This window comes from Bradyrhizobium sp. 141, from assembly GCF_023074055.1.
In the GTDB taxonomy this organism is placed as follows: domain Bacteria; phylum Pseudomonadota; class Alphaproteobacteria; order Rhizobiales; family Xanthobacteraceae; genus Bradyrhizobium.
Map to the genome: position 1 here is coordinate 188,681 of NZ_JADPKR010000026.1, position 26,960 is coordinate 215,640.

A 26,960-nucleotide genomic window follows, 5' to 3' on the forward strand; every position below is an offset into this window, starting at 1 on the left:
CGGCTCTGCGAGCCGCCCTGGAATGACGAACAAGAGGACAAAGGACTTATGAAACTCACCGCCGACGCCAAGGGCACTTTCGCAATCGCGCCGACGCCGTTCCACGACGACGGCCGGATCGACGAGCGCTCGATCGACCGCTTGACCGATTTCTACGAGGAGGTTGGCTGCGACGGCGTCACGGTGCTCGGCATCCTCGGTGAGGCGCCTAAGCTCGACGCCACTGAAGCCGAGCAGGTGGCGGTGCGCTTCGTCAAGCGCGCGAAGAAAATGCAGGTGATCGTCGGCGTCTCCGCGCCGGGCTTTGCCACCATGCGCTCGCTGGCGAAGGCCTCGATGGATGCGGGCGCGGCCGGCGTGATGATCGCGCCGCCGCCGTCCTTGCGCACCGACGATCAGATCATCGGCTATTTCAAGCAGGCGGCGGAAGCGATCGGGCCGGATGTGCCCTGGGTGCTCCAGGATTATCCGCTGACGCTGTCGGTGGTGTTCACGCCCGCCGTGATCCGCAAGATCGTCATGGACAATCCGAACTGCGTGATGCTCAAGCACGAGGACTGGCCGGGGCTGGAGAAGATCACGACACTGCGCGGCTTCCAGAAGGACGGTTCGCTCCGTCCGCTCTCGATTCTCTGCGGCAATGGCGGCACGTTCCTCGACTTCGAGATGGAGCGCGGTGCCGACGGCGCCATGACCGGTTACGCCTTCCCGGAGCTTCTGATCGACGTCGTGAACCTCTCCAAGGCCGGCAAGCGCGATGCCGCGCATGACCTGTTCGACGCGCATCTGCCGCTGATCCGCTACGAGCAGCAGCCCGGTGTCGGCCTGACTATCCGCAAATACGTGCTGCAGAAGCGGGGCATCATCGCCTCCAGCGCCCAGCGCAAGCCCGGCGCGACCATCACGGCGATGGCGAAGGCGGAGGTCGAGTACCTGCTGTCGCGCGTCGCCCGGGTCGACAAGCGCGCCAATCTCGGCCCGCAATCCAGCGCCGCAGGTTAGTTGCATGGCCGAGACATCAGCATCACGCCCGGCGTCGACCATTCTCCTGCTGCGCGACGGCGCAGCTGTCGACGGCAAGAGCCGCGACGAGATCGAAGTCTTCATGATGGTCCGCCATCATCAGATCGAGTTCAACTCGGGCGCGCTGGTGTTTCCCGGCGGCAGCGTCGATGCCGGCGACAAGGAGATCGTTGCCCGCACTGACCTCTATTCCGGCGGCGAGGGCCTCAGCGAAGCGGACCGCGGCTTTCGGATTGCCGCGATCCGCGAGACCTTTGAGGAAAGCGGCATCCTGTTGGCGCGGTCGAAGGCTTCGGGCATGCCGATCGATGCCAAGCGCGCCGGCGAGATTGCGGATGCCCACCGCGTCGCGCTGAACGAGCACAAGGTCAGCTTCCTCGATATCCTCGCCGACAACGGTCTGCAACTCGCGCTCGACACGCTGGTGCCTTACGCGCACTGGATCACGCCCGAGGGCATGCCAAAACGCTTCGACACCTGGTTCTTCCTGGCCGCAGCGCCGCCCGACCAGCTCGGCGCCCATGATGGCCGGGAGTCGACGGATTCGATCTGGGTCTCGCCGCGCGAGGCGGTGGAGGGCGGCGAGAGCGGCCGCTTCAAGCTGCCGTTCCCGACCACGCGCAATCTGATCCGGCTGGCGAAGCAGCCAACGGTGCAGGCTGCGATGGAGCATGCCAGAGGCATGTCGATCGTCACGGTGATGCCGGTCATGACCAAGACCGAAACCGGCCGCCAGCTCCGCATCCCCCGCGAGGCCGGCTATGACGGCGAGGTGTTCGAGGTGGGGGCAATGGGCTGACACACTTCGGCGCCCGACGAAGTATTGAGGGCCACGGTCGCGCTAGGTTCCGTCCTTCTCGAATGGATGGGACGCACAGAATGGACAACCGGCAGGACACCAACATCGCCGTCGAGCTGGCGCTCCTGGTCGCGCTCGCAACGCTCTGGGGCGGTTCCTACACCTTCATCAAGCTTGGCGTTGCCACCATCCCGCCGATCACGCTGATCGCGGCGCGCACCACGATCGCGGGCCTGTTGCTGCTGGCCGTCATGTGGGCACGCGGCGTTCAAATGCCGACGGATGCCGCGACCTGGCGGCGGTTCGCGTTCCAGGCCGTACTCAACAGCGTGATCCCCTGGACGCTGATCGCCTGGGGCGAGCGCCACGTCGATGCCGCGCTGGCCACCATCCTCAACTCGGCTGGCCCGATCTTCACCTTCCTGCTCACTGCAATGGTGACCCGTCACGAAGCGACGACACCCCGAAAATTGTTCGGCGTCGTCGCCGGCATGGCCGGCATCCTGCTGATCGTCGGCGTCGATGCCTTCCATGACATCGGCGGCGGCCTCGTCGCGGAGGCCGCGATCGTCGCCGCCACCATCTGCTATGCCTGCGCCGCCATCTTCGGCCGCAGCTTCAAGGGGCTCGATCCCATGGCGCCGGCAGCCGGCTCGCTGCTGGCCGGGGCCGCCGTCCTGATCCCGGCCTCGCTCGTGGTCGAGCAGCCCTGGACGCTGTCGCCCTCGCAAAGTTCAGTGCTGGCGCTGCTCGCGCTCGCCGTATTCTCGACGGCCGCAGCCTTTGCGATCTATTTCCGCCTGATCCAGACCCTGGGCTCGGTCGGCACCACCGCGCAGGCCTATCTCCGTGTGCCCATCGGTGTCGCCATCAGCGTCGCCCTTCTCGGCGAGAGCCTGAGCCGGACCGCCTGGATCGGGCTTGCCTGCGTCGTCCTCGGCGTCGCCGCCATGACGATCCCGGCCCGGCGGCAGGCAAGCATCAAACCGTCATAGATTGGGGACAGGGCTCCCAGGCCGCAATATTAAGGATAATCGGCGGCCCGAGGCATGTTCCCCCCGGGCGGCAATACGTCGTATATTGGGCCTCCAATATCCCGGTCCTCAAAGCCCAATGTCCGCCGAATTGACGCCGACCCCTGAGAAAAAGCGAACATTCTCGCTCTCCATCGGCCAGCTCACCTTCGGCAGCTTCCTGTTGGTGCTGGCGGTGATCATCGTCACCTCGACTGCGAGCGTGATCGCGATCCGGCACATCGACACGACCTTTGCCGAGCTGCAACGGCTCCAGAGCGTCGGCGACCTCGCCGAGGACATCGACCGCCGCATGAACGAACTGCGCCTTGCCGCGCGCGACTTCGTCACCGATCCCGGCGCCGGCACCCAGTTCCAGCAGGTCGGCGAGGCGGCCTCGACGCTCAGCGACATCCTGAAGAAGACCCGCATCGAGCTCGCGCCCGAGCAGCAGGACATGATCGACGGGGTCACCGAGCGCCTCGCGACCTATCGGACCGGCCTCGAGCGGATCTCGACCCTGATCGATCGCCGCGCCCAGCTGCTCGCCGGTCTGCCGCCGCTGCGCGACCAATTCGATGTAGCCGTCTCCCGCACCGCCGACCGCGAGCTGGCCTCGCGGCTGTCGGAGGCGCAGAGCCGCATCGCGATCGGGCTGCTCGCGCGCAACCCGTCCGCGGCGGAGCAGGCCGCGCAGAACATGCGGGCGCTGAACATTGACGATGCCAGGCTTAGGTCGGCGGTGAACGATTATGCGGAGGCCATCATGGCCGTGGCCGTCCGCGAGCGGCAGATCGCCGACATCGACCGCGAGGTGCTGGGAACCGAGGGTCGGCTGATCGGCCGCGTCACCGAATTGCTGCGCGAAGTCAGCGACCGGCGCGGCCACGTGCTGTCGCGCGACTTTGCCCGTACGCTGACGGAAGCGCGATGGCAGAGCATAGTGCTCGGCACCATCGGCGTTCTGATCGGCATTCTCGCGGCCGGCTTCGTGGTGCGGCGGACGGTCCGTCCGCTCGCCCAGATCGCACGCTCCATTCGCGCGCTTGCGGCGGGCCAGAAAGACACCTCCATCCCGTCCGCCGACCTCGGCAATGAGATCGGCGACATCGCGCGTGCGGCCGAAGTGTTCCGCCGCGCGCTCGAGGAGGCCGACACGGCGCGCGAGGCGGCGGTGCGCGCGCTCACCGAGCAGCGCCTCGCCGAAGAGAGCTACCGGAAACTGTTCGAGGGTTCGGTCGACGGCATCTATGTGACGACGCCGGCCGGCGATCTCCTCAACGCCAATCCGGCGCTGGCGCGAATGATGGGCTACGACAGCCCGCAGCAGCTGATCGACAGCATCAACGACATCGCCCACACGATCTACGTCCATCCCGAGGCGCGCGTCGAATACCAGCGGCTGATGGCGCGCGACGGCATGGTGCGCGAGTTCGAGTATCAGGTGCGCCAGCGCAGCGGCGACATCCTGTGGCTCTCCGACAGCGCCACCGGCGTGCGTGACGAAGCGGGCAACATCGTCCGCTACGAGGGCACGCTGCGCGACATCACCGACCAGAAGCGCGCGGAAGACGCCATCGCCGAAGGCCGGCGCCTGCTCCAGCAGGTCATCGACACAGTGCCGGCGGTGATCAACGTCAAGGACCGCGACCTGCGCTACGTGCTGATGAACCGCTACATGGCCGGCATCTTCGGCATCGAACCGGGCGACGCGCTCGGCCGCACCACGGCCGACCTGATGTCGCGCTATGGCGCGGCCAAGTCCGACGAGAGCGACAAGCGGGTGCTCAAGCTCCGCAAGGGCCTCGGCTTCTACGAGGAGGAGTACAAGGACGCCTCCGGCAACATGCGGCAATGGCTGGTCAACAAGCTGCCGCTGCTCGATGCCGAGGGCGAGATCGAGCGGATCGTCACCGTTGCGCTCGACATCGGCGAGCGCAAGCGCGGCGAGCAGGAGATGCGCAAGGCCAAGGAATCCGCCGAGACCGCGCTGCGCAATCTGCGGGAGACGCAGGCCTCGCTGATCGAGGCCGAGAAGCTCGCTGCGCTCGGACGCCTCGTCGCCGGCGTCGCGCACGAGGTCAACAATCCCGTCGGCATCAGCCTCACGGTCGCCTCCGCGCTGGAGCGCAAGACGGCGATGTTCACTGCCGAGGTCGAGCGCGGCGAGCTCCGCCGCTCCACGCTCAACGACTTCCTCAACACCAGCCGCGATGCGTCCTCGCAGCTCGTCTCCAATCTCAACCGCGCCGCCGAGCTGATCCAATCGTTCAAGCAGGTTGCCGCCGACCGCAACTATTCGGACCAGCGCACGTTCGATCTCGGCGACCTCACCGAGCAGGTGGTGATGAGCCTGCGGCCGGGCCTGCGCAAGCACAATCTGACGCTCAATGTCGAGTGCCAGCCGGATCTGGCCATGAACAGCTATCCAGGCCCGTACGGCCAGGTGCTGACCAATCTGTTTCTCAATTCGGTGGCGCACGCCTTCCCGGACGGGCGGCCGGGGACGATCGACATCCAGGTGCGGGAGTCCGGCAAGGACAATGTCGAGATCATCTTCTCGGACAATGGCTGCGGCATGTCGCTCGACGTCCGCCGCCGCGCCTTCGATCCGTTCTTCACGACGCGGCGCGACCAGGGCGGCACCGGCCTCGGCCTGCACATCGTCTACAGCATCGTCACCAACCGGCTCGGCGGACGGCTCGATCTCGATTCCGAGCCGGGCAGCGGCACCCGCATCCAGATCATCCTGCCGCGCACGGCGCCGCTCGAGCAGGCCGCGGAATAGCTAGTCGACGTCAGCCAGCTTGTGCAGAGTCGCGCCGAAGATCTGGCTGGCCTTGCCGACCAGCGCGGTGCCCGTCATCTCTCCGCGCGTCTCCGTGAACGTGCCACTGACGCCGATGCCAACCGGGGCAGGGCCGCCGAACAGCGGATTGTCGTTGCCCCGAGGCGAGGTGTGCCGTTGCACCAGCACCTCACCTTTGAAGGTGCTGTTGTCCTTCACCACGTAGCTGCCGGTGTAATAGAGGTAGGCATCGCCGCCAAGAATCTTGCCGTCGCGAAAAAGAATGACGCCGCTGCCCTTGCCGGCTCGACCGTCGAGCAGGGTCACATGAATCGAATAGAGGCCGTTCTTCATAACGTCCCGCAGGCCGGCCGCCATCGCCCAATGGCGTAACCGGTCCTGCTTTTATGCCAAAGCGCATCCGCTCGCGCAACGCGGCAGTTTGCCGACCGGCCGCGGGAGTTGCCGCCTCGAGCCGTAGTTGTCCCGGCTTGTGCGCGACGCCCTCATGACGGTCTGATGATGGAGCGCGGCCGGTCGTTGCGAATCAGAATTGGCCCGCGAAATGCATAAAATTAGCTGCACTGGCCGCGGGGTGCTGGAGCAAGACGATGAGCAACTGGATCGATTCCGGCGGCGATGAGCCGCGTCTGTACAGTGCGCGTCCCACGAATTGCAAAAGCGAACGACGGCGCTCCGGCAGCGCAACACGCTGGCGAAGCGTGACAGGGCTGGCTTCCGTGAGGCTGGCTACCGTTTTGGCCCTGATTGCGCTCGCAGCTCCGTTCGGGCATGCGCGCGACCGCGGCCAGTTCGTCAATACCAATGCGGATTTGAAGGCCTGGTTCGACGGCCTGCGCAGCGGCAAGGGGCCGTGCTGCTCCGATGCCGACGGTTCGGCGCTCTCGGATACCGACTGGGACAGCAAGGACGGACACTATCGTGTCCGCCTCCCGCGCTATGCCTCCGGGCTCGAAGGGCAGCCGCAGGAACTCGTCTGGGTCGAGGTCCCCGAGGAGGCCGTGATCTCCGAGCCGAACCGGGTGGGGCGCACCATGGTGTGGCCGATCTACGGCTACATGGGCGTCACCATCCGCTGCTTCATGCCGGGCAGCATGACCTAGCCGCATCGGACGGCATGTCGTCCGGTGCGGCACGCGCCGCGTCAGGTGTATTTCTGGTCGCGCTCCAGCAGCTCGATGGAGATGCCTTCGGGGCCGCGGATGAAGCAGATGCGCACGCCGGGCCGGATCGTGGTCGGCTCGCGCGTGAAGGTGACACCCTTGGCCTTGATCTCGGCCGCGACGGCATCGATGTCCTTCACCGTCAATCCGATATGGTCGAGGCCCTGATGCGGGTGCGGAGGCGGCGGGTTGACGGGGCTATCGCCCTCGAGCGGTGCGATGAAGATCCTGGCACCGCCAAGGTTCACGTCGATCCGTCCCGGCGCATGCACGATCTCGCCGCCGAGAATGTCCCGCAGCCAAGCCGCGGTGGCCTCTGGATCGGGGCTGCGCAGATGGACGTGATCCCAGGTGACGACGACTGGCATTTCAATTCTCCCAACGCGATCGTTCGATGTTGCGGCGCATGTTAACGGCCCCGGCCGGTGATCGCCACCGTCCTTGCCGATTCGTAGGGAACCTTAGTTCGTGTTCTGGATTGAAGTAAGCTGCGGCCGAGTCCGTGTCGCGAGTCCGCCGTCGAACGTGCTCAGCCGCCATCGGTGATGCAATCATGAACGCCAGGCTCGACCGGATCGGATTGGGGCGCTTCGCCGGAACCGGCGAGCGACTGGCGCGGGCCGTGACAATGGCGAGCGTTTCATTTGGCCGAAGCCTGCTGTGGCTGATGGCCGCCATCATCGTCGGTTGCGGCGTCTGGATGCTGCTCCCTCTCTCCAAAGGCAATAGCGCTGAGCCCCTGAAGTCGGAGCTGGCAGCAGTCGAGCCGGCTCCTTCGGGCGATCCGGCAGCATCGGCCTCGCTGGCTTCCGAAGTTCAGGTACCGGCCATGGCGGACCTCGGTCGTCTCAGGATTTCATCACAGACCTGGCGCCGCGGTGGCCTTGGCTCAAAAGCCCTGGTGACGTTCACGCTGCGAAACGACAATGACTATGCCGTAAACAACGTCGAGATCGTCTGCGCCTTTGCGCGGCGCGACGGCAGTCATCTCACTGATCGCAGCCGCGTGCTGGCAGATCGGGTCAGCATGAAGAGCCGCAAGACCTTTGCGCGGATCTCCGTCGGCTTTGTCAACGTCAATGCCGATCAGGCGAAATGTTCGCTGGTTGCGGCACGTCGCGCGTAAGGACGGCATGTTCCGGTAGCGGAAAAGTTACCCTCCCTAGTGCTTGGCAAAAAAACCTGGCGTCGCCATTTGAACCGAACGGCTGGGCCAGGAACCAATTAAATGATCGCCTGTTGAAGGCGAAGAGCCCACGCGGGGATGCGGGGGGCGGAGCTCGGCCAATGCCCATCTTTCGGTATTTCGTCTTTGTCGGTGGAGCCTTGCTCGCACTGCTGTTTGCAGCGAACTATGTTCTGCCATCGCAACCGGCTGCGCAGGCTGTCGCCACCGTAAGCAATGATCAGCCCCTGATCCGGATCCGCTCCGACCGCCATCTGCCCGAGCGTGTCGTGCTCGACACGACCCAGCCTACGATTGTGGCGCCCGCGGTGAAGACCGCCGCAGTCGTGCCTCCCCAGCCGCCGGTGCAAGAGGGCCTGTCGCTGGCCGAGCTGTCGGCCAAGGCACGAGTGCGCGAGACGTTCGCCCAGTTCACGCCGCCGAAGGCCGATACTGCCGCGGCCAGGAAGCCCGAGGCCAAGCCGCAGGTTGCTCAGGCGCAGGTTTCCCAGGCCCAAGCTGCTCCAATCCAAGCTCAGCCCAAGCGCAGGGTCGCCAGGGCGCATTCGGCGCCGCCTCCGGGCCGGCCGATGATGCAGGTCGCCCAGCAGCCGCATTTCGGCCTCTTCAACACGACCTGGTGACAGCGCCTTCGATCCGTCTCGAGGGAGGGGGCTTTTTATTGGCCAGCCTCTCTGCTAATTCGAGCCCGTCCGAACGCCGCCCGGTGTGCTGGCTCGTCAGCAGCAAGCCGGTCGGCCAAGTCTCGGTTTGCGGCCCGGTAGCCCCGGCCCAAGGCGCTCGTAGCTCAGCTGGATAGAGCATCGGATTTCGATTCCGAGGGTCGGAGGTTCGAATCCTTCCGAGCGCGCCAATCCCCTGGCGTTCCAGATATGTTCCGAAATGACGCCGATGCCGGGTCACCGTCGCGAGGGGGGTGCTGCGTCAATCAGTCTGCTGCCGCCCCCGGGCCAGCGTGTCCGAAGGCGTCTCGTGGAACGTCGCGCGGTAGGCTGCGGCAAATTCACCGAGATGATGGAAGCCCTGGGCACGCGCGCACGTCGCGACGGTGGCGCCGCCACCCCTCAGGAGGCGGACGCGGGTCGCCCACTGCCTCTTGAGGCGAATGTACTGGTGCAGGCTCATGCCACGCACCTTGCTGACTGCGCCGCCGAGCGTCCGGATCGAGACGCCGAACTCGCCGGCGAGATCGGCGGTATAGATCGGCGCGGTCGGGCGGGTTGCGACGTAGTCGTCGATCCGCTGCACGAGCTTGATCGCGCGCTCGCCCTGGACCGAGGCGCTCAGATCCGACATCGAATCGATCCGAAACAAATCGTCAAGCGCGAGCAGCAGACCTTCCTGGAGATGGGCGGCCATCTCGCTGGTTTCAAACAGAATGGGCTGCACGGACGCGGTTCGCAGGATGTCGAGCAGGAGTTGGCGCGTGTGGAGCAGGGCAGGCCGGTTCGCGACACGGGCCCGCAAGTCGTCGGCGTGATCGAACCAGCCCCGGTCTCCCAGCTCGGGGGAGAAGATGATCATGGCATGATGATTGGTCTGAGGCTCGACGAAATGGCATTCATCGTTGCCGCGGAGCGCAACGAAGAAGCGTGCATCGAGATCCAAGCCTTTGAAGTTGACCTGGAGGTCGTCGGTCATGGACAGGATCACCATCCCGCCCGGCATCCGATAGGCGGTGTCGAGGATGCGCGCGAACGATCTCATCATGATGATGCGGCATGCCGGCAGGGAGACCACGGCGCGGGCCGCCGCGAAGTTCGCAACGTCGAGCGGAATGCTCCTCGCGTCCTCCATCGTCTCGATCGGCCGAAACGCATCGACGTCGGCAACGCCGATCAGTTGGAGCGCGGAATGGAGCGAGGGCCTCGAATAACATGGATTTGGCCGGCTGCTGAAATGTGACAATCAAATGAACGTCGGTACATCGCCATCAATGGCGGAACATCGCGTTCCAGTAAATCGAAGTCCAGGCCTAGTATTGCGGACATCATGCCACGACATCCGCAAGATCAATGCCACCGTCAACGTTCTCGGCTCATCGGTTGGCCGGAGGCGAGGTCGATGAAATGCAGGCGCGTGCAGGCCGGGCAGGCGAAGGACGCAAAGCTTCGTCCCTCCTGTCTCAGCTGCTTCTCAAGATGCGTCTGCACGTTCATGCCCGTCTGAGGGCATCGAAAAACGATCAACTCGGCCATCACCGCAGAATGACGGTGCGGGCCGATTTCATCCTTGATCTAGATCAGTTTTGGAATCGCTCCAGGCCGGCGACAACCGCGCAAGACATGATCTCGAAAAAGCGAAGGGGCCCGAGGGCCCCTTCAGATGTCACCAGCGGCGATAGCGTGGGCCATAGCCATAATAGCGTGGCCCGTAAACGCGTGGTCCATAATACCGCGGGCCGTAATACGGCCGCGGACCGTAATACCCATAATAGTTCGGACGCCGCCAGCAGCGTCCCCAGGCGTCGCAGACCATGCGAACCTGCTCGACGCCGGAGACCTGCGGTGTCGCAGGCGCGGGCGCGATGGGCATGGCGGACGCCGCCGGCGATGTCGCCAAGGCACCCAACGTGGCACCGAACAGGGCTGCGGCGACGAGGCCGATCTTGAGAGTCATGATGTCTTCCTCCGCTTACGCGATACAGGATATCGAAGTTGTTCTGATCAAATTGTGGCGGAAGCGAAATGTAATGCTGATGAACAAATTCAGCAAATCCGCCCGGCTGGCCGGCTTTGGCCGCATCGCCGGTGCCGGAGACCTTGATCCTGCGCAATTCGCAAGTCTGCCTCGGCTCTTAGTATTGCTGGTGTGGCAGTGGCGTGGTGCTTGCTGCCGGGCAAGGTGAACTGGATGCGGGTCATTCCAAATCTGTCGATCTCGCCGGAGAAAGTCTTCTTCGTCATCTCGAAATCGCGCCGGTCCGACAGCGAGGCGGCCGGAGGGGGCGTCATCGTGGACTTCGGCGACGATGACATGAGCTATGGCCGCAGTGGACGCGGCGGGACCACCGACCGTGCGGAGCTCGTGGGCTTTATCCGCGATCTCAATGTCGACGAGCAGATCGACCTCGTGGCGCTGACCTGGCTTGGTCGCGGCGACGGTGATCTCTCCAATTGGCGCGAATTGCATATCCAGGCCGCGCAGGCGCACAACCAGCGCACCGCTTCCTACCTGATCGGCACGCCAATGCTCGCTGACTATCTGGAGGAGGCGATGGCGCAATTCGGCAAGTCCTTCGAGGAATTCGAAGAACATCTCTGATGCCGGACGCGGCGTCGATAAGTTTCAAGGAGAGTTGCAATGGACAAGATGAGAATCGACAAGGGTGACTGGCTGGTCGTGTGCGATGGGCGCAAGGCGCTCATTCTGGAAAACCTTGGCGACGAGATGTTTCCGAACCTTCACACCAGGGAGGTGCACGAGCAGCCCAATCCCGCGACCAGCGCGCAAGGGACCGACGCGCCGGGCCGCCTGCATGCCGCTACCGGCGGCGTGCGCAGCTCGGCCGAGCAGACCGACTGGCATGATGAGGCCGAGCGCGCCTTCCTGCGAAGCCTGGCGGGCCGGCTCGATGCCGCCGTGAACTCCGGCGAGACCACGGCCCTGACCATGGTGGCCTCACCACGTGCCCTCGGCATGATCCGGGCCGATTACTCGGAGGTCATGCGCAAGGCGCTTCGGGGCGAGGTCGGCAAGGATCTCGTCAAGCTGCCGGTCTACGAGATCGAGAAGCAATTGCTGCTGTCGGGCGCCGCCAAATAGGGGCGCCCGCAAAGACCGCGCCGGCGTCCTCAGTAGCAGGGGTGCCGGCGGCGGTCCTGGCCGACATAGGCGGCCGCGCTCTGGTAGCAATGGTTGGTCGACGGGCCGTCGTAATAGGCGAAGGTGCCGGGGGTGATGCCGGGACCGTAATTGTGCAAATAGCTGATCGGGTAGGGCAGCGGGTTGACGTAGCGGTGATGCCGGTGGTGTCCCCGCGCCTCCGCGAGGCCAGGGGCTAGGATTGCGGCCGACAGGGCAGCAACCGCGGCTACAAGCTTCAACTTGCTCATCTTGATTCTCCGGGACCCGCGCGAATAGGTCGGCCATCTATAGCCACTTCGAGCCTCCGGGGCACCCGTCCGGCGCCCGGAAATCCGGGATAGTCCCGCAGATTCCCGGGTGGGTGTGACAGAATTGCCCGAAACGCCGTCCCTGCTTGCCCATTTTTGGCCTTTTCGGGATGCTTAACGAATTCCCCACACAAGTATGACCAAAGACTATTCAGTTAAGAATCCTGTCGCCGGCCTTTTGGGGTCCTTCGAGGCCGGTCCATTCCTGAAGGCTTTCGCCGTCACGCCGCCATGCGCATCACGCTTCTGAGCCTGCTGTTGCTCTCCATCGCCGCCGCCCCGGCGCGGGCCGAGTTGCGTATTACCCGCGACCACGGTGGCTATGTCGAGGAATACAAGGCCAAGTACAAGCGCGTGCGCGAGAAGGGCGAGCGCGTCATCATCGACGGCATCTGCAATTCAGCCTGCACGCTGGTGCTCGGCATGGTGCCGATGAACAAGATCTGCGTGACGCCGCGCGCCAGCCTCGGCTTCCACCAGGCCTATTACGACAAGGCCTTCACCTTCGGCATCAAGGTCACCAGCTCCGAGGGGACGTCTGACTTGATGTCCTACTACCCCGATACGGTGAAGGACTGGATCCGCCGCAATGGCGGGCTCACCACCGACATGAAGAAGATCAAGAACGGCGTCGAGCTCTGGAAGATCATCGACCCCTGTCCGGACGAGTGGTGAGCGGCTGACCTGAACCGCCGTCGTCCGTCGCAGCGCAGCATCGTCCGGACGAAATTCGCATTGCCGCATAGCCCCCGGTGGGGCAAGAGGGCGGCAATGGACCACAATCAAGAAGCCCTGACCGCCCGCGCCGCGCCGATCCTGTTCGTCCTGCTCTGGAGCACCGGATTCATCGGCACCAAATACGTCGTCAACAACGCCGATCCCTTGACCTATCTCGCCATTCGCATGGCGATCGTGGTCGGCCTGATGGTGATGATCGCGGCGATCGCGCGGCCGAAATGGCCGGATCGTATCGGCATCGCGCACAGCGCAGTCGCCGGCATTCTCGTCCACGGCTTCTATCTCGGCGGCACGGCGATCGCGATCGCGCATTCGATCCCGGCCGGACTCTCCGCGCTCATTCCAGGCCTTCAGCCGATCCTGACCTCGACCATCGCCAACCGCTGGCTCGGCGAGCGGGTGACGCCGCTGCAATGGGCCGGGCTCGTGCTCGGCCTCGGCGGCGTGGTGATGATCCTGCACAACCGTCCCATGACCGGCGAAGCCGGGCTTGGCTGGCTCGCCTCGGTGGTTTCGCTGATCAGCATCACGCTCGGCACGCTCTATCAGCGCCGCTACTGCAACCAGATCGACTGGCGCGCCGGCAATCTCGTGCAATATGCCGCTGTCACCATTTTCTTCGCGATCGGGGCCTTCCTGTTCGAAGACCGCGTGGTGCACTGGACGCAGGAGTTCGTGCTCGCGCTCGCCTGGCTCGCCGTGGCACTCTCGATCGGATCGATCGGGCTATTGTACTGGCTGATCCGCCACGCCGCGGCGACCTCGGTCGCGAGCCTGTTCTATCTGGTGCCTGCCGTGACCGCGCTGATGGCTTATTTGCTGTTCGGCGAGAAGCTCGATGGGCTGGCGATTGCCGGCATGGCGATGTGCGCGGCCGCGGTGTTCGTCGTCAACCGGCGCTTCTAGGCAGACAGGGCAGGACGCCGGAATACATCCCTGACGTGCGGGACGCGCTCGTGTTAGGTTGGGCTGATTTCAGCTTCCCTTTCACACGGTGATTTCATGAAGAAGGCGCGGCGCGCACTGCTCGGCAGGTCCTTAAGGCCTGTCCGGATTGCCTGCATCAATTACGCGGAGGAGATGATAAGCGACCGGATGATGGCGAGGCTCACGGCCGCGCTTCAGAAATGCTACGACGATCACTTCCTGCCAATATGGGGCTACCCCGTCGATCTCGACGTCACCCGCAAGCCGAAGCCGACGGACTGGCAGCTCGTCTATTTCGACGATGCCACCCACGAGAACTTCCTCGGACGGCACGAGTTGACCCATCGGGGGCAGCCGATCTCGAAGATCTTCGTCAAGGCGCTGGGTGACGAGCCCGTCAGCATGGCGGCGTCGCACGAGCTGTTCGAGATGGTGCTCGATCCCATGGCCAATCTGTGGGCCGACAAGACCCGCCACACCCAATATGCCTACGAGGTCTGCGACGCCGTGGAGGAGGAGTCTTTTCTCGTCAACGGTTTTCCGATGTCGAACTTCGTCTATCCGTCCTGGTTCGAGCCGTTCGGGCATCCCCGCGGCACCAAATTCGACCATATGGGATCGTTGAAGGAGCCGTTCTCGATGACCGAAGGTGGCTACGTCATCAAGAAGGTCAACGGCAGGCGGCTGATCAAGCAGTTCGGCTCGCCGGAAAAGCGGCGGCGCTTCAACGCTGAGGACCGCCGCGGCCATCGCAGCGAATTCCGCGATCCGAAGGGAGAGCATCACCCCGGCCGGCGTGCAGCCAAGCGGCGAGGGTAGGGTGTCGCTGTCTCCGGGTGCGTCCGCACCCGGAGACGTCTCCAAGCGTTAGGCTCAGCGCTTGGCCTTTTTGGCCTTCTTCTTCGACTTGGTGACTTTCTTGGCGGCCTTCTTCGGAGACTTCTTGGTGGCCTTTTTCGCGGCTTTCTTTGAAGACTTCTTCGCCGCTTTCTTCGTGGACTTCTTCGCAGCCTTCTTGGCTTTCTTCTTGGCAGTCTTCTTCGGGGCTACTTTCTTCGCGACCTTCTTGGCGGCTGTCTTCACCTGCTTGACGGCGGTGACTGCGGCGTCCTTGGTCGCTTCCACCGCATTGGTGATCGTGTCCATCGCCTGCTCGGTGATCGGCTTCTCGTCGTCCCTATCGTCCCCCATTGTTTGAATAGAGCGATGACGATAGCGGGTTTCGAAATTGTGTCAAAGCAGCGCTCAACCTTTGCGGATCTTGGCGTAAGCGGCGAGCGCGCGCTCGCGCCCCCTGGCATGATCGACGATCGGCTGCGGATAGGTCTTGCCGGGCGTAATGCCCGCGCTCGCAAGCTCGATCGGCGTCGCCCGCCACGGCTGGTGGATCAGCTTCAACGGCAGGTCTTTCAGCTCCGGCACCCAACGCCGAACGTAGGTTCCATCGGGATCGAACTTCTCGCCCTGGAGCTGCGGGTTGAACACGCGGAAATAGGGCGCGGCGTCGGCGCCGCAGCCGGCGACCCACTGCCAGTTGGCGGGATTGCTGCCCGCGTCCGCATCGACCAGCGTATCCCAGAACCAGGCTTCGCCCTCGCGCCAGTCGATCAGCAGGTGCTTGACCAGGAACGAGGCCACCACCATCCGCACCCGGTTGTGCATCACCCCGGTGTGCCAGAGTTCGCGCAGACCGGCATCGACGATGGGATAGCCGGTGCGCCCGCGCTGCCAGGCGGTGAGCGCCTTCTTGTCCGGTTTCCAGGGGAAGCCATCGAAGTTCGCTTGGAGGTTTTCGGTGGCGAGGCCGGGATGATCGTGGAGCAGGTGGCGGCAGAATTCGCGCCAGCCGAGCTCGCTCAGGAACTTTTCGATGCCCGGTCCGAGTGCCGGATCTTCATCCGCGGCGAACCGCGCCGCGTGCCAGACCTGGCGCGGGCTGAGCTCGCCGAACCTTAAGTGCGGCGACAGGCCTGAGGTGCCTTCGCGATCCGGGCGGTCGCGATCGCTGACATAGTGGCGCGCGGTGTGCTTGAGGAAGTCGCGCAGGCGCGTGCGGGCCGAGACCTCGCCCGGTATCCAGCTCTCGCACAGGCCGCCCGCCCAGTCTGGTTTGGTCGGCTCAAGCTTCCAGCTCTCCAGCCTGTCGCTCGCAATTGTCGCGGCCGGGCGAAGCTCTTTCGGAGCAGACAACGGTTTTGGCGGATCGCCGAGCGACAGCACGCGCCGCCAGAACGGCGTGAACACGCGCAGGCCGCGGCCTTCCTTGGTGCGGATCGCCGAGGGCGGGACAAGGAGGTCGCCAGGGAAGCTCTGCGAATCGACGCCGAGCCTTGCCAGCGCCGCTTCCAGCTGCGTCTCAACGGCCTGATGCGGCGCCTGCGCGATCCCGTTCCAGTAAACGGCCCGGGCGCCGCTCTCTCGCGCCACATCGGGGATCACCCTGGCCGCAGGTCCCCTGCGCAGGACCAGCGATCCGCCGCGCGCGGCGATCTCGGCTCCGAGCGCCCGCAGCGACTGCGCCAGCCACCAGCGCGTTGCGGCGCCGGGTGGACGGCCGGCGCTGTCGTCGAGGACGAAGAGGCAGAGTACCGATGCGCCGGTTGTCGCGGCGGCGTGGAGCGCGGGATGGTCGGACAGACGAAGATCATCGCGGAACCAGACGATGATGGGCGCGCTTGGCGTGGTCAGGGAGGGCCTCGTTTACCAATTGGAAACCATGCCGGGTGCGGCGGTGGGAACCGCCGTTAATGCGGCCGTAAGCCGATTGCACGAATATGCAGGAATTACGGGGGTCATTCCATTCATGTCTAATCTTCTAACGGCGAAGTTCCTGCCGCAGTTCAAGCTCGGCACCAAGGCGGTCCTGTGTGCCGTGCTGCTGATCGCCGTGAACACGGCACTCGTGGTCGGCGCCGGCTATTGGTCGCTGACGTCCGCCTTCAATGATCGCGCATTGCGCGACATCGAGGTCAATCTGCGCACGCTGGCGCTGGCCTTTACCGAGACCGTTCCGGCCGCCAAGGTCACGATGCGGGATGGCGCGGTGGTGCGCGCCGAGATCCCCAAGATGCCCGACTTCAATGATCACGCCATCGTCGATCGTGCCGTGTCCTATGTCGGCGGCAATGCGACCCTGTTCGTGTTCGACGATGCGAGCGGGCAGTTCGTGCGACGCTCGACCAATGTGAAGAAGGAAAACGGCGACCGCGCCGTCGGCACCCAGCTTGCGGCCGACCATCCGGGGCAGGCGCCGCTGCGCCGGGGTGAGGCCTATAGGGGGCCGGCCACGCTGTTCGGCAAGTCGTTCATGACCGCCTATTTCCCGGTCGCGGACGCCACCGGCAAGGTCGTCGGCATTCTCTATGTCGGCATTCCCATGATCCAGTACGAGAGCATGCTGGCCCACGCCATCGAGAGCATGGCAGCGGCCGCCGGGCTCGCCGCGCTTCTGGTGCTGGTCCTGACCCTGCTGGTCGTCCGCCGCGTCACCCGGCCGCTGACCTCGGTCACGCGCTCGCTCACCGCGCTTGCCAACGGCCAGAGCGACGTCGCGATCGAATGCGAGGATCGCGCCGACGAGATCGGCGAGATCGCCCGCACGGTCGCGGTGTTCAAGAGCAATTCGCTGGAGCGGGCGCGGATGCGCAGCGAGCAGGCGGCGGCCTCGGCCGCAGCGGTCGAGCAGCGCAAATCCGACCTGCGCAACTTCGTCGAGGAGTTCCGCGGCAGCGTCGGCGGCGTCCTCGACAAGGTGCTGACGTCGTCGGGCGAGTTCGAGCGCGTGGCGCGGCAACTCACCGACGTCGCGCGCTCCACTGCCGATCTGTCGGCTCAGTCCGCCGGCGCTTCCGAAAATGCCTCCGCGCATGTGCGTTCGGCAGCGTCAGCCTCCGACGAGCTGTCTCAATCGATTTCCGAGATCACCCGGCGCGTGCAGGAATCGAACGAGATTTCCGCCGAGGCAGTGCAGCAGGCCGAGGCGACCGACCAGCGCATCGCGCAGCTTTCCGAGGCGGGCGCGCGCATTGGCGACGTCGTCAAGCTGATCACCTCGATCGCCGAGCAGACCAACCTGTTGGCGCTGAACGCCACCATCGAGGCCGCGCGCGCGGGCGATGCCGGCCGCGGCTTCGCGGTGGTGGCCCAGGAGGTCAAGACGCTCGCCGGCCAGACTGCCAAGGCGACCGACGAGATCTCGAGCCAGATCGAGAGCATGCAGCTCGCGACCGAGGAATCGGTTGCCGCCATCAAGGCGATCAGCCAGACCATCGAGCGCATCAGCGGCATCGCGGGCTCGATCTCGGCTGCGGTCGAGCAGCAGAAGAGCGCGACCCACAACATCGTGGCCAGCGTTCGTGCCGCGGTGTCGGGCACCGCCGATGTCGCCGTCAACGTCCGTCACGCCGCCGAGGGCGCGAGCGAGACCGGCGAGACCTCGAGCCGGATGTTTGTCTCCGCACAGGCTCTGTCGGGCGAGAGCCTGCAGCTGAAGGCTGAGGTCGACAGGTTCCTCGACCGCGTGCACGCGGCGTAAGTTGTCACCGTCATTCCGGGGCGGTGCGAAGCACCGAGCTACGGTGCGCAATTGCGCACCTGAGAATCTCGTCATTCCGGGTTCGGTCCTGCGGACCGCCCCGGAATGACCGTTCGTTGTTATTTCGGCTGCGGCACGATGCGGATATAGGGCTTCGGCTCCTTCCAGCCCTGCGGGTAGATCGTCTTGGCCTCGTCATTGGAGACCGAGCCCGCGATGATGACGTCCTCGCCCTGCGACCAGTCGGCGGGGGTGGCGACGCGATGCTTGGCGGTGAGCTGGAGCGAGTCGATGACGCGCAGGATCTCCTGGAAGTTCCGCCCCGTCGTCATCGGGTAGACCAACACCAGCTTGATCTTCTTGTCCGGCCCGATGACGAAGACGTTGCGGACGGTCTGGTTGTCGGCGGCGGTGCGGGTGAGGGGATCGCCCGAGATCGCGGCCGGCAGCATGCCGTAGAGCTTCGAGACGTTGTAGTCGGTGTCGCCGATCATCGGATAGTTGGGAGCTGCGCCTTGCGTCTCCTTGATGTCTTCCGACCATTTGGCGTGGCGGTCGACCGGATCGACCGACAGGCCCATCAGCTTGACGCCGCGCTTGTCGAACTCCGGCTTCAGCTTGGCGAGCGCGCCGAGCTCGGTCGTGCAAACCGGCGTGAAGTCCTTGGGATGCGAGAACAGGAGCGCCCAGCTGTTGCCGATCCAGTCGTGGAACTTGATCTTCCCTTCGGTGGTCTCGGCTTCGAAGTCGGGTGCGGTGGTGCCGATCGGAAGTGTCATGGTTCTACCTCATCGCATTGAATTTACTGGAAAATTCAGTTCTGCCGTCATCCTCAGTATAGAGGCCTTACAAGACCAAGTGAACGCCCACTGAACCGGCTCAAGTAAAATGTGAATTCCTTCCTTCAAGGCCTGATTTTCTAGCAACTTATTGTTACAGCGGCACCTGCGGCGAAACAGCTCCACCCGGGGTCACACGGTCTCGCTCGCCCCGATTAAGCCTTTTATGACTTTCATCACGCTCGCCCGGCGCTGCCAGAACCAAAACGGTCCTGACAGCGACCAATTGGCAACCATCTCGAAAAGTCGCGATCGCCGTATCGAATCGTTAACCACCCCTTTACGCCGGCATGAAAATGCTGGTCGATCAGAAGAAGTCTGGAAGTGAACTATGTCTGCCGCTGCGCCTAAATCTGTTGAGTCGCCGTCCCTGGAACCGTCCTGCCGCGATACCGCGGCCCATGCGCTGAGCATCGTGCGCGATGGCGTGATCACGGGCGAAGGCCCGACCACCAAGGGAAGGGTGCATTTCTCCCGCTCGCTCGATGCCGATGACACCGCCTGGTGCACGCGCATCCTGACCGCCACCGCCGTCAACGACCAGCCGGTCAGCCGCACTGAGGCTGAAGTGCTGTTCGAAATCAACGAGGCCGCGACCGAGCGCACCGATGGCGGCCGCTTCGACGACCTGCTCGCCAAGGCCGTTGCACATTATGCCGCAAGCGCCTCGGGCCTGAAGGTGCCGCCGCGCAGCGTCGCGCTGTCGGCCGACACCGACATCGAGAGCTGGGCGCCGTCCTATGCCTCCAAGGTCAACAGCGAGATGCTGGAGTGGATCGCCGGCCAGATGCGCGGCAAGCGCCACAACAACCGTCGCCTGATGGCGATGGTGGCGACCTTCCTGGGCGCCACCGCGCTGCCTCTGGCGGGCCAGCTGCCGAACGTGTTCGACATTGGGATGTAAAAATCTGGGCATGTAACAACCGAGATCTTCTCGCGCCCGGTGCGGGGCGCGAGCGAAAGCGGCGGGGTTATTTCCCCGCCGTTTTTTGTTTGCCGGCGTCCGGCTCGAGCCCGAGCGTGCGGCCAGGGAAGCCGGCGGCGTCGAAATAGCGCTGGCTGCCGACGCGCTGGAAGTTCAGCACGGTGGTCAGGCCGCCCTCGGCAGGCTTGGACTTCTGCGTGCCGGTATAAGCCTTCGGCACGACGCCGTTGGGCAGCGCCTCCGACATCACCCGGCCGACCAGGCCGCCGTTCTGGGCGGCGCGCAGGCCCATGAGCTGGACGGCCGTCATGCCGACGTCGGCATTGCTGACCGGCAGCTCGTCGACGAAGCCGGCTTTGAAGTCCGGCCCGATCGCCGCCATGAAGTTCATGGTGTCGCCGCGGCTGAAGCTGCCATGCATGCCCTGGCCCTGGCGCAGCACGGTGTCGGCGACCTGCACCGAGCAGTTGGTCGGCGCCTCGCCGCAATCGCTGGCATAGGAGCGGAAGTTGACGACGATCGACGGCGTCGGCGTTGCCGACTTGCCGCGCAGATTGATGCTCGACAGCGGCAGCGTGCCGGGGAAGCGGCCGAGCGAGTCGTCGACGAACAGGCCGGAGACGTAGTCCTGCTCGAGCAGCGCCTTGACGGTTTTCGCCGCCAGCTTCTTGTCCCTGTTCGGCAGATAGACCAGGTCGGAGCCGCCATTGGTGGCGACGACGAGATCCGGCTTGGTGGGATCCTTGCCGAGCACGCCGTTACCGGCCTTGGGATGCTTGTTGCCTTCGACCTTCGCGTTCTTGTCGTTGGGGTCGAACAGCGGCAGGTCGAGCGCCTTGGCGAGGTCGAGCGCCAAAAAGCCCATCGGCAGGAAATCCTTCGGCGTGTCGTCGTAGCTGACCTTGGCCGAGGGGCTGGTCTTGCTCTCCTTGGAGATGGTGGAGAAGCCGTGGTCGGCCGACACGATGATGTTGGTCGAGGCGGCGAGCCCGAGCTCGTCGAGCGCCTTGCGGAGCTGGGCGAGGTTGGTGTCGGCGTTCTTGATGCCGGCCATCGAGGTCGGGCCGTTGATGCCGGGCTTGATCTGGTTGAGGCTGTCGCCGGTGTTGTGCTGGCTGCCGTCGGGGTCGCGTGACCAGAACACCAGCACGAACGGCTTGTTGCGCGCCTTGAACATCGGCAACACGACCTTGGTGGCGACGTCGGCGAAATAGGCCTGCTGCGCGACGTTGGCAGACGTCGTGCCGGGCGTCTTGGCATCGCCCGCCTTGGAATTGTCGCCGCGCGGCGGCGTGGCGGTGGGCAGGCCGGCCTTGGTCAGCGCGTCCTTCACCTCGTCCGATAGCCCGACGCCGTTCTTGCCGCCGGTGGAGTCGTCGAACACGACAGAATGCAGGCCGGCCTTTTCGGGCTTGTCGGTGTGGTCGAACTGGTAGGTCGGGCCGACCTTGCCGATCGCCGCGGTGCTGAGGCCCTTGTCGCGGGCCAGCTTCAAAATGGTCTCCTCGTTGAGATAGTCGCCCTTGAAATGCTCGTCGATGTCGCCGAGCACGGCGTCGTTCTCGATGAAGGGGACCACGGTGTCGCCGGCGGGCACGGAGGTGTAATTGGTCCAGATCGTGTTGGAGAACACGCCGGTATCGCCGAGATAATGGCCGGTCGACATCGCCGAGCCGTTGGCCATGGTGAAGGTCGGGAAGAGCGAGTGCGAATTCTTGAAATTGACGCCCTTGTCGCGAACCTCAGCCATGGCGGGCGCCGTTTCGGGGTTGACCTTCAGCGCGCGCAGGCCGTCCGGAATGAACAGGATCAAATTGCGGGGCGTGTTGTTCTGGGCGGAGGCAAGTCCGTTGACAAGTCCGGTGGACAGCACTGTCAGTCCGGCGGACAGCAACACCAGTGAACGGCGCATCAAAATCTCCCTGCGGTGAGGCGGCCTGGCCGCCGACCGCGGCCTCCGGTTCGTTTAGTTTCGCTGGATGTCAGTTTTGTTACAAGAGCGGAGAGCCATGCAAAGAAGGGCAGGGGAGGTGATCTCGTGTCCCGGACGCGCTGCAGCGCTCTTGCGCTGCTGCGCAGAGCCGGGACCCAGGAGGCCACGGCACTCGCTGCCAAATGGGCCCCGGCTCTGCAGCGCATCACTTCGTGCTGCGCCGCGTCCGGGGCACGAGAGTGCGGTGTTTGGCGCGCAACTGTCTCAACATCGTCATTGCGAGCGCAGCGACTGGTCCGCCGAAGCCTCCGCGAAGGCGGAAGCAATCCAGACTGCCGCTGCGGTGGCAGTGCCGTAGGGTGGGCAAAGGCGCACAGCGCCGTGCCCACCAATTCAATCGCGACAGGCAAAGATGGTGGGCACGCTCTTCCGCTTTGCCCACCCTACCGATGTCCGAGCTTGTGATACGCAGCTGAAATCACAGACACACCCTCGCATCCTCGCGGCTTGTTTCGCCCGAGCTTTGCTTCATCGCTTCGCCCTCAATTGAAAGAGGGCGCAGGGAAGACCGGGTGCCGGCTGGCCCCCGCGGTCCACTGTGCGAAAGGCAGTAGCGAAATCTGCACAGCGGCATACAGGTGAAGCCAAACAACCGGCCTTCCCTGCGCAGTGGTTTGACGGCTTATGTCGTGCTCTCCCCGGGGAGCGATGCACTATTGCCCCCGTCGCCTTGCGGATGATCGATGCGCGGACCCGGTTGGGCCGCCACATCACCGCTGAGACTTGACGCACAGACCCCGGGCGTCAGGACCACACGATTTTGCCCTACGCCGATCACACCGGTCGTGTGCGCGACACCCTCGCTCACGGTTGCCCGCCCTGCGAAGCTCTTCGCGCCAATGCAATCAGCGTCCACCGCCGTCCGGCCCGCGTTCGTGACGATCGCGATACGCCCCTCTTCCTTGGGCCGGGTTGCCGCGACACATACGTCATTTCCGAATTTCGGTAAAGTGGAATATTTCTCGCTGCGCGCATTGACCCAGGGCTCGCGTGTTTTGCCCGTCGGGCAACGCAACGGATTGTGTCCGGCGTTCAATCCGGCGCGGTCAGCACCGGTGAACTTTGAGCAGGCGCCTGCGCGGGTTTTGGCGCCGTCGGACGGCGGTCGGGCCTGGCAAGATCGCGGCGTAGCGACAATGGCGCCGCGTGAAGGGCAAACGCGATCGCGATCTGCGTTCGGTTCGAAAGCCGGTATTTGCGCATGATGTTGCCGATATGCGCCCGGACCGTGTTCTCCGAGATCTTGAGCTCGTAGGCGATGTTCTTGTTCTGCAGCCCCCGCGCGATCAGCATCATCAGCTCACGCTCGCGCGGTGTCGGTGTAATCGAATCCTTCGGATCCGGGCTCATGATGGGCTCCTCGCTGGTCTTCGGGCTGAATTGGCCGCCTTCGGCATCTTCTCACTCCGTTTTGAGCGCCTCGATCGGGCTGAGCTTGGATGCCTTGTGGGCGGGATAGAAACCGAAGACGATGCCGGTGGCGATCGAGAAGACCAGGGCAAGGCCGATCGCCTGACCATCGATCGAGGTGACCCATCCTGCCATGCGGGCGACCGTCATCGAGAGCGTGACGCCGCCGGCGACGCCGATGGCGCCGCCGAGCAGGCAGAGCACGAGCGCCTCGCAGAGGAACTGCAGACGGATGTCCCGCATCCGCCCGCCGAGCGCGCGGCGGATTCCGATCTCCCGCGTGCGTTCGGTGACCGAGACGATCATCACATTCATGATGCTGATGCCGCCGACCAGCAGCGAGACCGAGGCGATGGCGACGAGCAGCAGCGCGACGGTGCGGATCGCCCCCTGCTGTGCTTCCATGGCGGCGGCCGGATCCTGGACCTTGAAGTCGTCCTCCTGGCCGGCGGGGATGCGGTGGCGCTGCCGCAGCAGGTTCTCGATCTCCGATCGCGCCCCCGCCATCTGTCCGTCGCCGGCCACCTTGGCGATGATATAGGCAACCGAATCCCGATTGATGTTGCTGGCACTGCCGAGAAAGCGCAGCTTGGCGGTGGCGAGCGGCACGAAAGCGACGTCGTCCTGCGCCGGTCCCTTGCGATCGAGCACGCCGACCACTTCGAGCGGCACCTTCATGATCCGGATCTGCGCGCCGATCGGGTCGTCGCCGGGCGCGAACAGCTCGCGCGCGACCGTGCTGCCGAGGATCACGACCTTGCCGGCGCCGGCCTCCTCGGAGCCGGAAAAATAGCGCCCGCTCGCGAGCTGCCAGTCGCGCACCATGAAATGCCCCGTCGTCGTGCCGTTGATGGTCGTATTCCAGTTCTTGCCCTCGTGGATGACCTGCGCCGTTCCGGCGATCGAGCCGGCCGCAGCCTGGATTTCCGGAATCTGCTCGAGGATGGCCTGCACGTCACTCTCGGTCATCGTCAGCTTGCTGCCGTCCTTGAGACGCACGCCGCCCTGATAGACCGCGCCGGGGGTGATCATCAGCACGTTGGCGCCGATCGAGCGGATCTGCTCCTGCAGGCGAAGCTGGGCGCCGGCTCCGATCGCAAACACGGTCACAATGGAGGCGACGCCGATCACGATGCCCAGCATGGTGAGGAAGCTGCGCAGCGGATTGAGGCGCAAGGCGTGCAGAGCGATCTGGAAGCCCTGGAGCATCGTCATGACACGGCGCTCCGTTTCGGCAGGATCGGGACCAGGGTCTCGTCACTGACGAGCTCGCCGTCATGCAGGCGGATGGTGCGGCGGCACTGCGTCGCGATGCCGGGATCATGCGTGATCATCACGATGGTCTGACCGGTCCGGTTGAGCGCCGCGAACAGCGCCAGGATCTCGGCGCCGGTGCGGCTGTCGAGCGCGCCGGTCGGCTCGTCGGCGAGCACGATCAGCGGGGAGGCGATCAATGCGCGCGCAATCGCGACACGTTGCTGCTCGCCGCCGGAGAGCTGCCGCGGGAAGTGATGGGCCCGGTGCAGCATGCCGACGGACTGAAGGCTCTGCTCGGCGCGCGCCAGACGTTCCTTGCGAGCGATGCCGCAATAGACCAGCGGCAGCGCGACATTCTCGATTGCATTGTGGCGGGCAAGCAGATTGTAGGACTGGAACACGAAGCCGATGCTGCGGGCACGCAAGGACGAGCGGCGATCTTCCGACAGGCCGGCGACGTCGGCGCCCCGGAGATAGACGGCGCCCTCGTTCGGCAGGTCGAGCAGCCCGATCATGTTCATCAATGTCGATTTGCCGGAGCCGGACGGTCCCATCACGGCGACGATCTCGCCTTGCGCGATCTCGAAACTGACATTGCGCACCGCAGTTACCGCGACCCCGTCGGTGCGATAGATCCTGCTGACCGACTGGAGGCTGATGAGGGGCGGGGAGGCGGTCATGATCCGAACCTGATTCCGAGAAATTCAAAGCCCGCCGGACGGATCGCCTGGCCGACGGCCACCTGGCTGCCCTCGTCGAGATCTCCGCTCTTGAGTGCGACTTGTTCGATGCCGGCCGCGCCCACCGTTACGGCGATGCGCTGGAGCGCGCCGCTCGTGGTGCGGACCCACACCCCGCTGCGCGTGCTGCCTGAGTCCGGCCGCGTGCCGGAGGGCTGGAAGCGCAGTGCGGCGAGCGGCACCTTCAGAACGTCGTCCTGCCGCTCGATCACGATCTTCACCAGGGCGGTCATTCCGGGGAGCAGCGCGCCGTCCAGGTTCGAGGTCGCGAGGACCACGGTGTAGGTGACGACGTGCTGCTGGTTCTGCGGCGCCTTGCGCACCTGCCGCACCACCGCCTCGAAGCGGCGGTCCGGGTAGGCGTCCACGGTGAAATGCGCGCGCTGGCCGGGGGCGATGCGGCCGATGTCGGCTTCGTCGACCTGCGCGTGGATCTCCATGTCCTCCAGGCGATGCGCCACCACGAAGGTGGTGCGCGATTCCAATCCGACCGCGAGCGTCTGGCCCTCGTTGACGAACCTGCCGACGACGACGCCATCGATCGGCGAGCGGATCACGGTGCGGTCGAGATCGGCCTGGGCCGCGGCGAGAACGGCCGCTTTCTCCGGCACGGCCATGCGCGCCTGCTGCAGCTCCGCCTCGATCCGGCGGACGTCGGCCTGCGCGCCCTCCACCGAATAGGAGTTGAGGGACATCAGGACCTCGGCCTCGCGCTCCTGGGCGAGGCGCGCGGTGAACTCGGTCTGCGCGTCGTCGACCGTCGTCGTCGCCACCACGTTTTGCGACTGGAGCGCCAGCTTCCGCTGCAGGGTCTTCTGCGCCGAGCTCTTGACCGCCTGGGCGCTTTCGAGCTTGGCGGCGAGCACGTCCCGGCTGCCTCTGGCATTTTGCAGGTCGATCTTGGCGCGATCGAGCTTGGCCCTGGCGATGTCGACCAGGGAATTGGCGACGGCAAGGGACGCCTTGGCCTCGTCGACCTTGGCCGCGAAGCTGCGCGGATCGATCAAGGCGAGCGGCTGATCCTTGATGACGGTGTCGTTGAAATCGACATAGACGCGGGCAAGCTGCCCGGACAATTGGGAACCGACCTCGATCGTCTTGACCGGCTGAAGGGCCCCAGTGACGGTGACGGTCTGCTCGATGCTGCCGCGCTGGATCGAGGCATAGCGGAACATTGGCGCATCGGACCCGAAAGTCGGGACGTCTTGCCCAGTGGGCACGAGCAGGCGCCTGGTCGATTCCAGGGCGTGCGACGCCCTGTCCGCAGCGCTCCCGGCCGCGCCGGTGATGACGGCGGGCCCGGCGGCGTAAATCGCGGCGAGGCTGCATGCAGTTCCGAGCAAGGCAATGACTGGTACAAATCGCATATCAAAAACCCGCCTCTTTGAAATGGCCTCGATGGCGGCACTGACAAAGATCGCGCTATGGTTGTAAATCTCCCAAAGCGATATCGATCGTCCATATGTCGCCGCTGCCGGGGCGACGGTCG

General features: G+C 64.8%; 26 protein-coding genes, 1 tRNA gene and 1 pseudogene. 15 read left to right on the forward strand and 13 right to left on the reverse strand.

Going from position 1 to position 26,960, the window contains the following annotated elements:
• The first annotated feature begins 48 nt into the window (after positions 1-48).
• The 4 genes from IVA81_RS09465 (at position 49) to IVA81_RS09480 (ending at position 5,623) form a co-directional block, all read left to right on the forward strand.
• Positions 49-1,002 (forward strand): dihydrodipicolinate synthase family protein, encoded by a 954-nt coding sequence (locus IVA81_RS09465; RefSeq protein WP_246922994.1) that lies wholly within the window; start codon positions 49-51, stop codon positions 1,000-1,002.
• A gap of 4 nt (positions 1,003-1,006) precedes the next feature.
• Positions 1,007-1,822 (forward strand): NUDIX hydrolase, encoded by an 816-nt coding sequence (locus IVA81_RS09470; protein ID WP_247315012.1) that lies wholly within the window; start codon positions 1,007-1,009, stop codon positions 1,820-1,822.
• Between the two features lie 80 nt (positions 1,823-1,902).
• Positions 1,903-2,817: an EamA family transporter gene (locus IVA81_RS09475; protein WP_247315014.1), complete on the forward strand. Its 915-nt coding sequence runs from the start codon at positions 1,903-1,905 to the stop codon at positions 2,815-2,817.
• 118 nt (positions 2,818-2,935) lie between these two features.
• Positions 2,936-5,623, forward strand: a complete 2,688-nt coding sequence (locus IVA81_RS09480; RefSeq protein WP_247315016.1) for a PAS domain S-box protein — start codon at positions 2,936-2,938, stop codon at positions 5,621-5,623.
• Here the strand turns inward: IVA81_RS09480 and IVA81_RS09485 are convergent, their stop codons facing one another.
• Positions 5,624-5,977, reverse strand: a complete 354-nt coding sequence (locus IVA81_RS09485; RefSeq protein WP_346659380.1) for a GrlR family regulatory protein — start codon at positions 5,975-5,977, stop codon at positions 5,624-5,626.
• 257 nt (positions 5,978-6,234) lie between these two features.
• Here IVA81_RS09485 and IVA81_RS09490 point away from each other — a divergent pair, with 257 nt between their 5' ends.
• Positions 6,235-6,747, forward strand: a complete 513-nt coding sequence (locus IVA81_RS09490) for a hypothetical protein (protein ID WP_247315020.1) — start codon at positions 6,235-6,237, stop codon at positions 6,745-6,747.
• Positions 6,748-6,788: 41 nt separating this feature from the next.
• Here the strand turns inward: IVA81_RS09490 and IVA81_RS09495 are convergent, their stop codons facing one another.
• Entirely contained in the window at positions 6,789-7,175 is a 387-nt protein-coding gene (locus IVA81_RS09495) for a VOC family protein (RefSeq protein WP_247315022.1), read from the reverse strand.
• Positions 7,176-7,360: 185 nt separating this feature from the next.
• Here IVA81_RS09495 and IVA81_RS09500 point away from each other — a divergent pair, with 185 nt between their 5' ends.
• The 3 genes from IVA81_RS09500 (at position 7,361) to IVA81_RS09510 (ending at position 8,846) form a co-directional block, all read left to right on the forward strand.
• Positions 7,361-7,933 (forward strand): hypothetical protein, encoded by a 573-nt coding sequence (locus IVA81_RS09500; protein WP_247315024.1) that lies wholly within the window; start codon positions 7,361-7,363, stop codon positions 7,931-7,933.
• A 161-nt stretch (positions 7,934-8,094) separates the two neighbouring features.
• Positions 8,095-8,616 (forward strand): hypothetical protein, encoded by a 522-nt coding sequence (locus IVA81_RS09505; RefSeq protein ID WP_247315025.1) that lies wholly within the window; start codon positions 8,095-8,097, stop codon positions 8,614-8,616.
• 153 nt (positions 8,617-8,769) lie between these two features.
• Positions 8,770-8,846 (forward strand) — tRNA-Arg (locus tag IVA81_RS09510).
• Between the two features lie 71 nt (positions 8,847-8,917).
• Here the strand turns inward: IVA81_RS09510 and IVA81_RS09515 are convergent.
• Both IVA81_RS09515 and IVA81_RS09520 read right to left on the reverse strand, forming a co-directional pair.
• A pseudogene (locus IVA81_RS09515) lies at positions 8,918-9,872 on the reverse strand (helix-turn-helix domain-containing protein).
• A gap of 449 nt (positions 9,873-10,321) precedes the next feature.
• Positions 10,322-10,612 (reverse strand): hypothetical protein, encoded by a 291-nt coding sequence (locus IVA81_RS09520; protein WP_247315036.1) that lies wholly within the window; start codon positions 10,610-10,612, stop codon positions 10,322-10,324.
• 234 nt (positions 10,613-10,846) lie between these two features.
• On the opposite strand from IVA81_RS09520, the gene IVA81_RS09525 reads away from it, so the two are divergent.
• Entirely contained in the window at positions 10,847-11,257 is a 411-nt protein-coding gene (locus tag IVA81_RS09525; protein WP_247315038.1) for a DUF3775 domain-containing protein, read from the forward strand.
• Positions 11,258-11,296: 39 nt separating this feature from the next.
• Complete coding sequence (locus IVA81_RS09530) at positions 11,297-11,758, forward strand: host attachment protein (protein WP_247315040.1); 462 nt, start codon at positions 11,297-11,299, stop codon at positions 11,756-11,758.
• Between the two features lie 29 nt (positions 11,759-11,787).
• Here IVA81_RS09530 and IVA81_RS09535 read toward each other — a convergent pair whose 3' ends face one another.
• On the reverse strand, positions 11,788-12,048 hold the full coding sequence (locus IVA81_RS09535; protein ID WP_247315042.1) for a hypothetical protein: 261 nt from the start codon (positions 12,046-12,048) through the stop codon (positions 11,788-11,790).
• Positions 12,049-12,339: 291 nt separating this feature from the next.
• Between IVA81_RS09535 and IVA81_RS09540 the strand changes: the two genes are divergently transcribed.
• The 3 genes from IVA81_RS09540 (at position 12,340) to IVA81_RS09550 (ending at position 14,592) form a co-directional block, all read left to right on the forward strand.
• Entirely contained in the window at positions 12,340-12,783 is a 444-nt protein-coding gene (locus tag IVA81_RS09540; protein WP_247315044.1) for a hypothetical protein, read from the forward strand.
• A 96-nt stretch (positions 12,784-12,879) separates the two neighbouring features.
• Positions 12,880-13,752, forward strand: coding sequence for a DMT family transporter (locus tag IVA81_RS09545; RefSeq protein ID WP_247315046.1), 873 nt, complete (start codon positions 12,880-12,882; stop codon positions 13,750-13,752).
• Between the two features lie 96 nt (positions 13,753-13,848).
• Positions 13,849-14,592 carry a hypothetical protein gene (locus IVA81_RS09550; protein ID WP_247315048.1) on the forward strand — a complete coding sequence of 248 codons (744 nt, stop codon included), beginning with the start codon at positions 13,849-13,851 and terminating at the stop codon, positions 14,590-14,592.
• Positions 14,593-14,646: 54 nt separating this feature from the next.
• Here IVA81_RS09550 and IVA81_RS09555 read toward each other — a convergent pair whose 3' ends face one another.
• Entirely contained in the window at positions 14,647-14,964 is a 318-nt protein-coding gene (locus tag IVA81_RS09555) for a histone (protein WP_247315050.1), read from the reverse strand.
• A gap of 54 nt (positions 14,965-15,018) precedes the next feature.
• A complete protein-coding gene (locus IVA81_RS09560) occupies positions 15,019-16,410 on the reverse strand; it encodes a deoxyribodipyrimidine photo-lyase (protein ID WP_247315464.1) in 1,392 nt (463 codons plus the stop codon).
• 166 nt (positions 16,411-16,576) lie between these two features.
• On the opposite strand from IVA81_RS09560, the gene IVA81_RS09565 reads away from it, so the two are divergent.
• Positions 16,577-18,307, forward strand: a complete 1,731-nt coding sequence (locus IVA81_RS09565) for a Cache 3/Cache 2 fusion domain-containing protein (RefSeq protein ID WP_247315053.1) — start codon at positions 16,577-16,579, stop codon at positions 18,305-18,307.
• A gap of 119 nt (positions 18,308-18,426) precedes the next feature.
• Here IVA81_RS09565 and IVA81_RS09570 read toward each other — a convergent pair whose 3' ends face one another.
• Entirely contained in the window at positions 18,427-19,086 is a 660-nt protein-coding gene (locus IVA81_RS09570) for a peroxiredoxin (protein ID WP_247315055.1), read from the reverse strand.
• Positions 19,087-19,477: 391 nt separating this feature from the next.
• Here IVA81_RS09570 and IVA81_RS09575 point away from each other — a divergent pair, with 391 nt between their 5' ends.
• On the forward strand, positions 19,478-20,050 hold the full coding sequence (locus IVA81_RS09575) for a hypothetical protein (protein WP_247315057.1): 573 nt from the start codon (positions 19,478-19,480) through the stop codon (positions 20,048-20,050).
• 67 nt (positions 20,051-20,117) lie between these two features.
• Here the strand turns inward: IVA81_RS09575 and IVA81_RS09580 are convergent, their stop codons facing one another.
• From IVA81_RS09580 to IVA81_RS09600, 5 genes are all read right to left on the reverse strand, one after another.
• Positions 20,118-21,983 (reverse strand): alkaline phosphatase family protein, encoded by a 1,866-nt coding sequence (locus tag IVA81_RS09580; protein ID WP_247315059.1) that lies wholly within the window; start codon positions 21,981-21,983, stop codon positions 20,118-20,120.
• Positions 21,984-23,096: 1,113 nt separating this feature from the next.
• Positions 23,097-23,414, reverse strand: a complete 318-nt coding sequence (locus IVA81_RS09585; protein ID WP_247315061.1) for a LuxR C-terminal-related transcriptional regulator — start codon at positions 23,412-23,414, stop codon at positions 23,097-23,099.
• Between the two features lie 51 nt (positions 23,415-23,465).
• Positions 23,466-24,689, reverse strand: a complete 1,224-nt coding sequence (locus IVA81_RS09590; protein ID WP_247315064.1) for an ABC transporter permease — start codon at positions 24,687-24,689, stop codon at positions 23,466-23,468.
• Positions 24,686-25,411, reverse strand: coding sequence for an ABC transporter ATP-binding protein (locus tag IVA81_RS09595; RefSeq protein WP_247315067.1), 726 nt, complete (start codon positions 25,409-25,411; stop codon positions 24,686-24,688). Before IVA81_RS09595 ends, IVA81_RS09590 begins: the two co-directional genes overlap by 4 nt.
• Positions 25,408-26,838 (reverse strand): efflux RND transporter periplasmic adaptor subunit, encoded by a 1,431-nt coding sequence (locus tag IVA81_RS09600; protein ID WP_346659381.1) that lies wholly within the window; start codon positions 26,836-26,838, stop codon positions 25,408-25,410. Before IVA81_RS09600 ends, IVA81_RS09595 begins: the two co-directional genes overlap by 4 nt.
• Between the last annotated feature and the right edge of the window lie 122 nt (positions 26,839-26,960).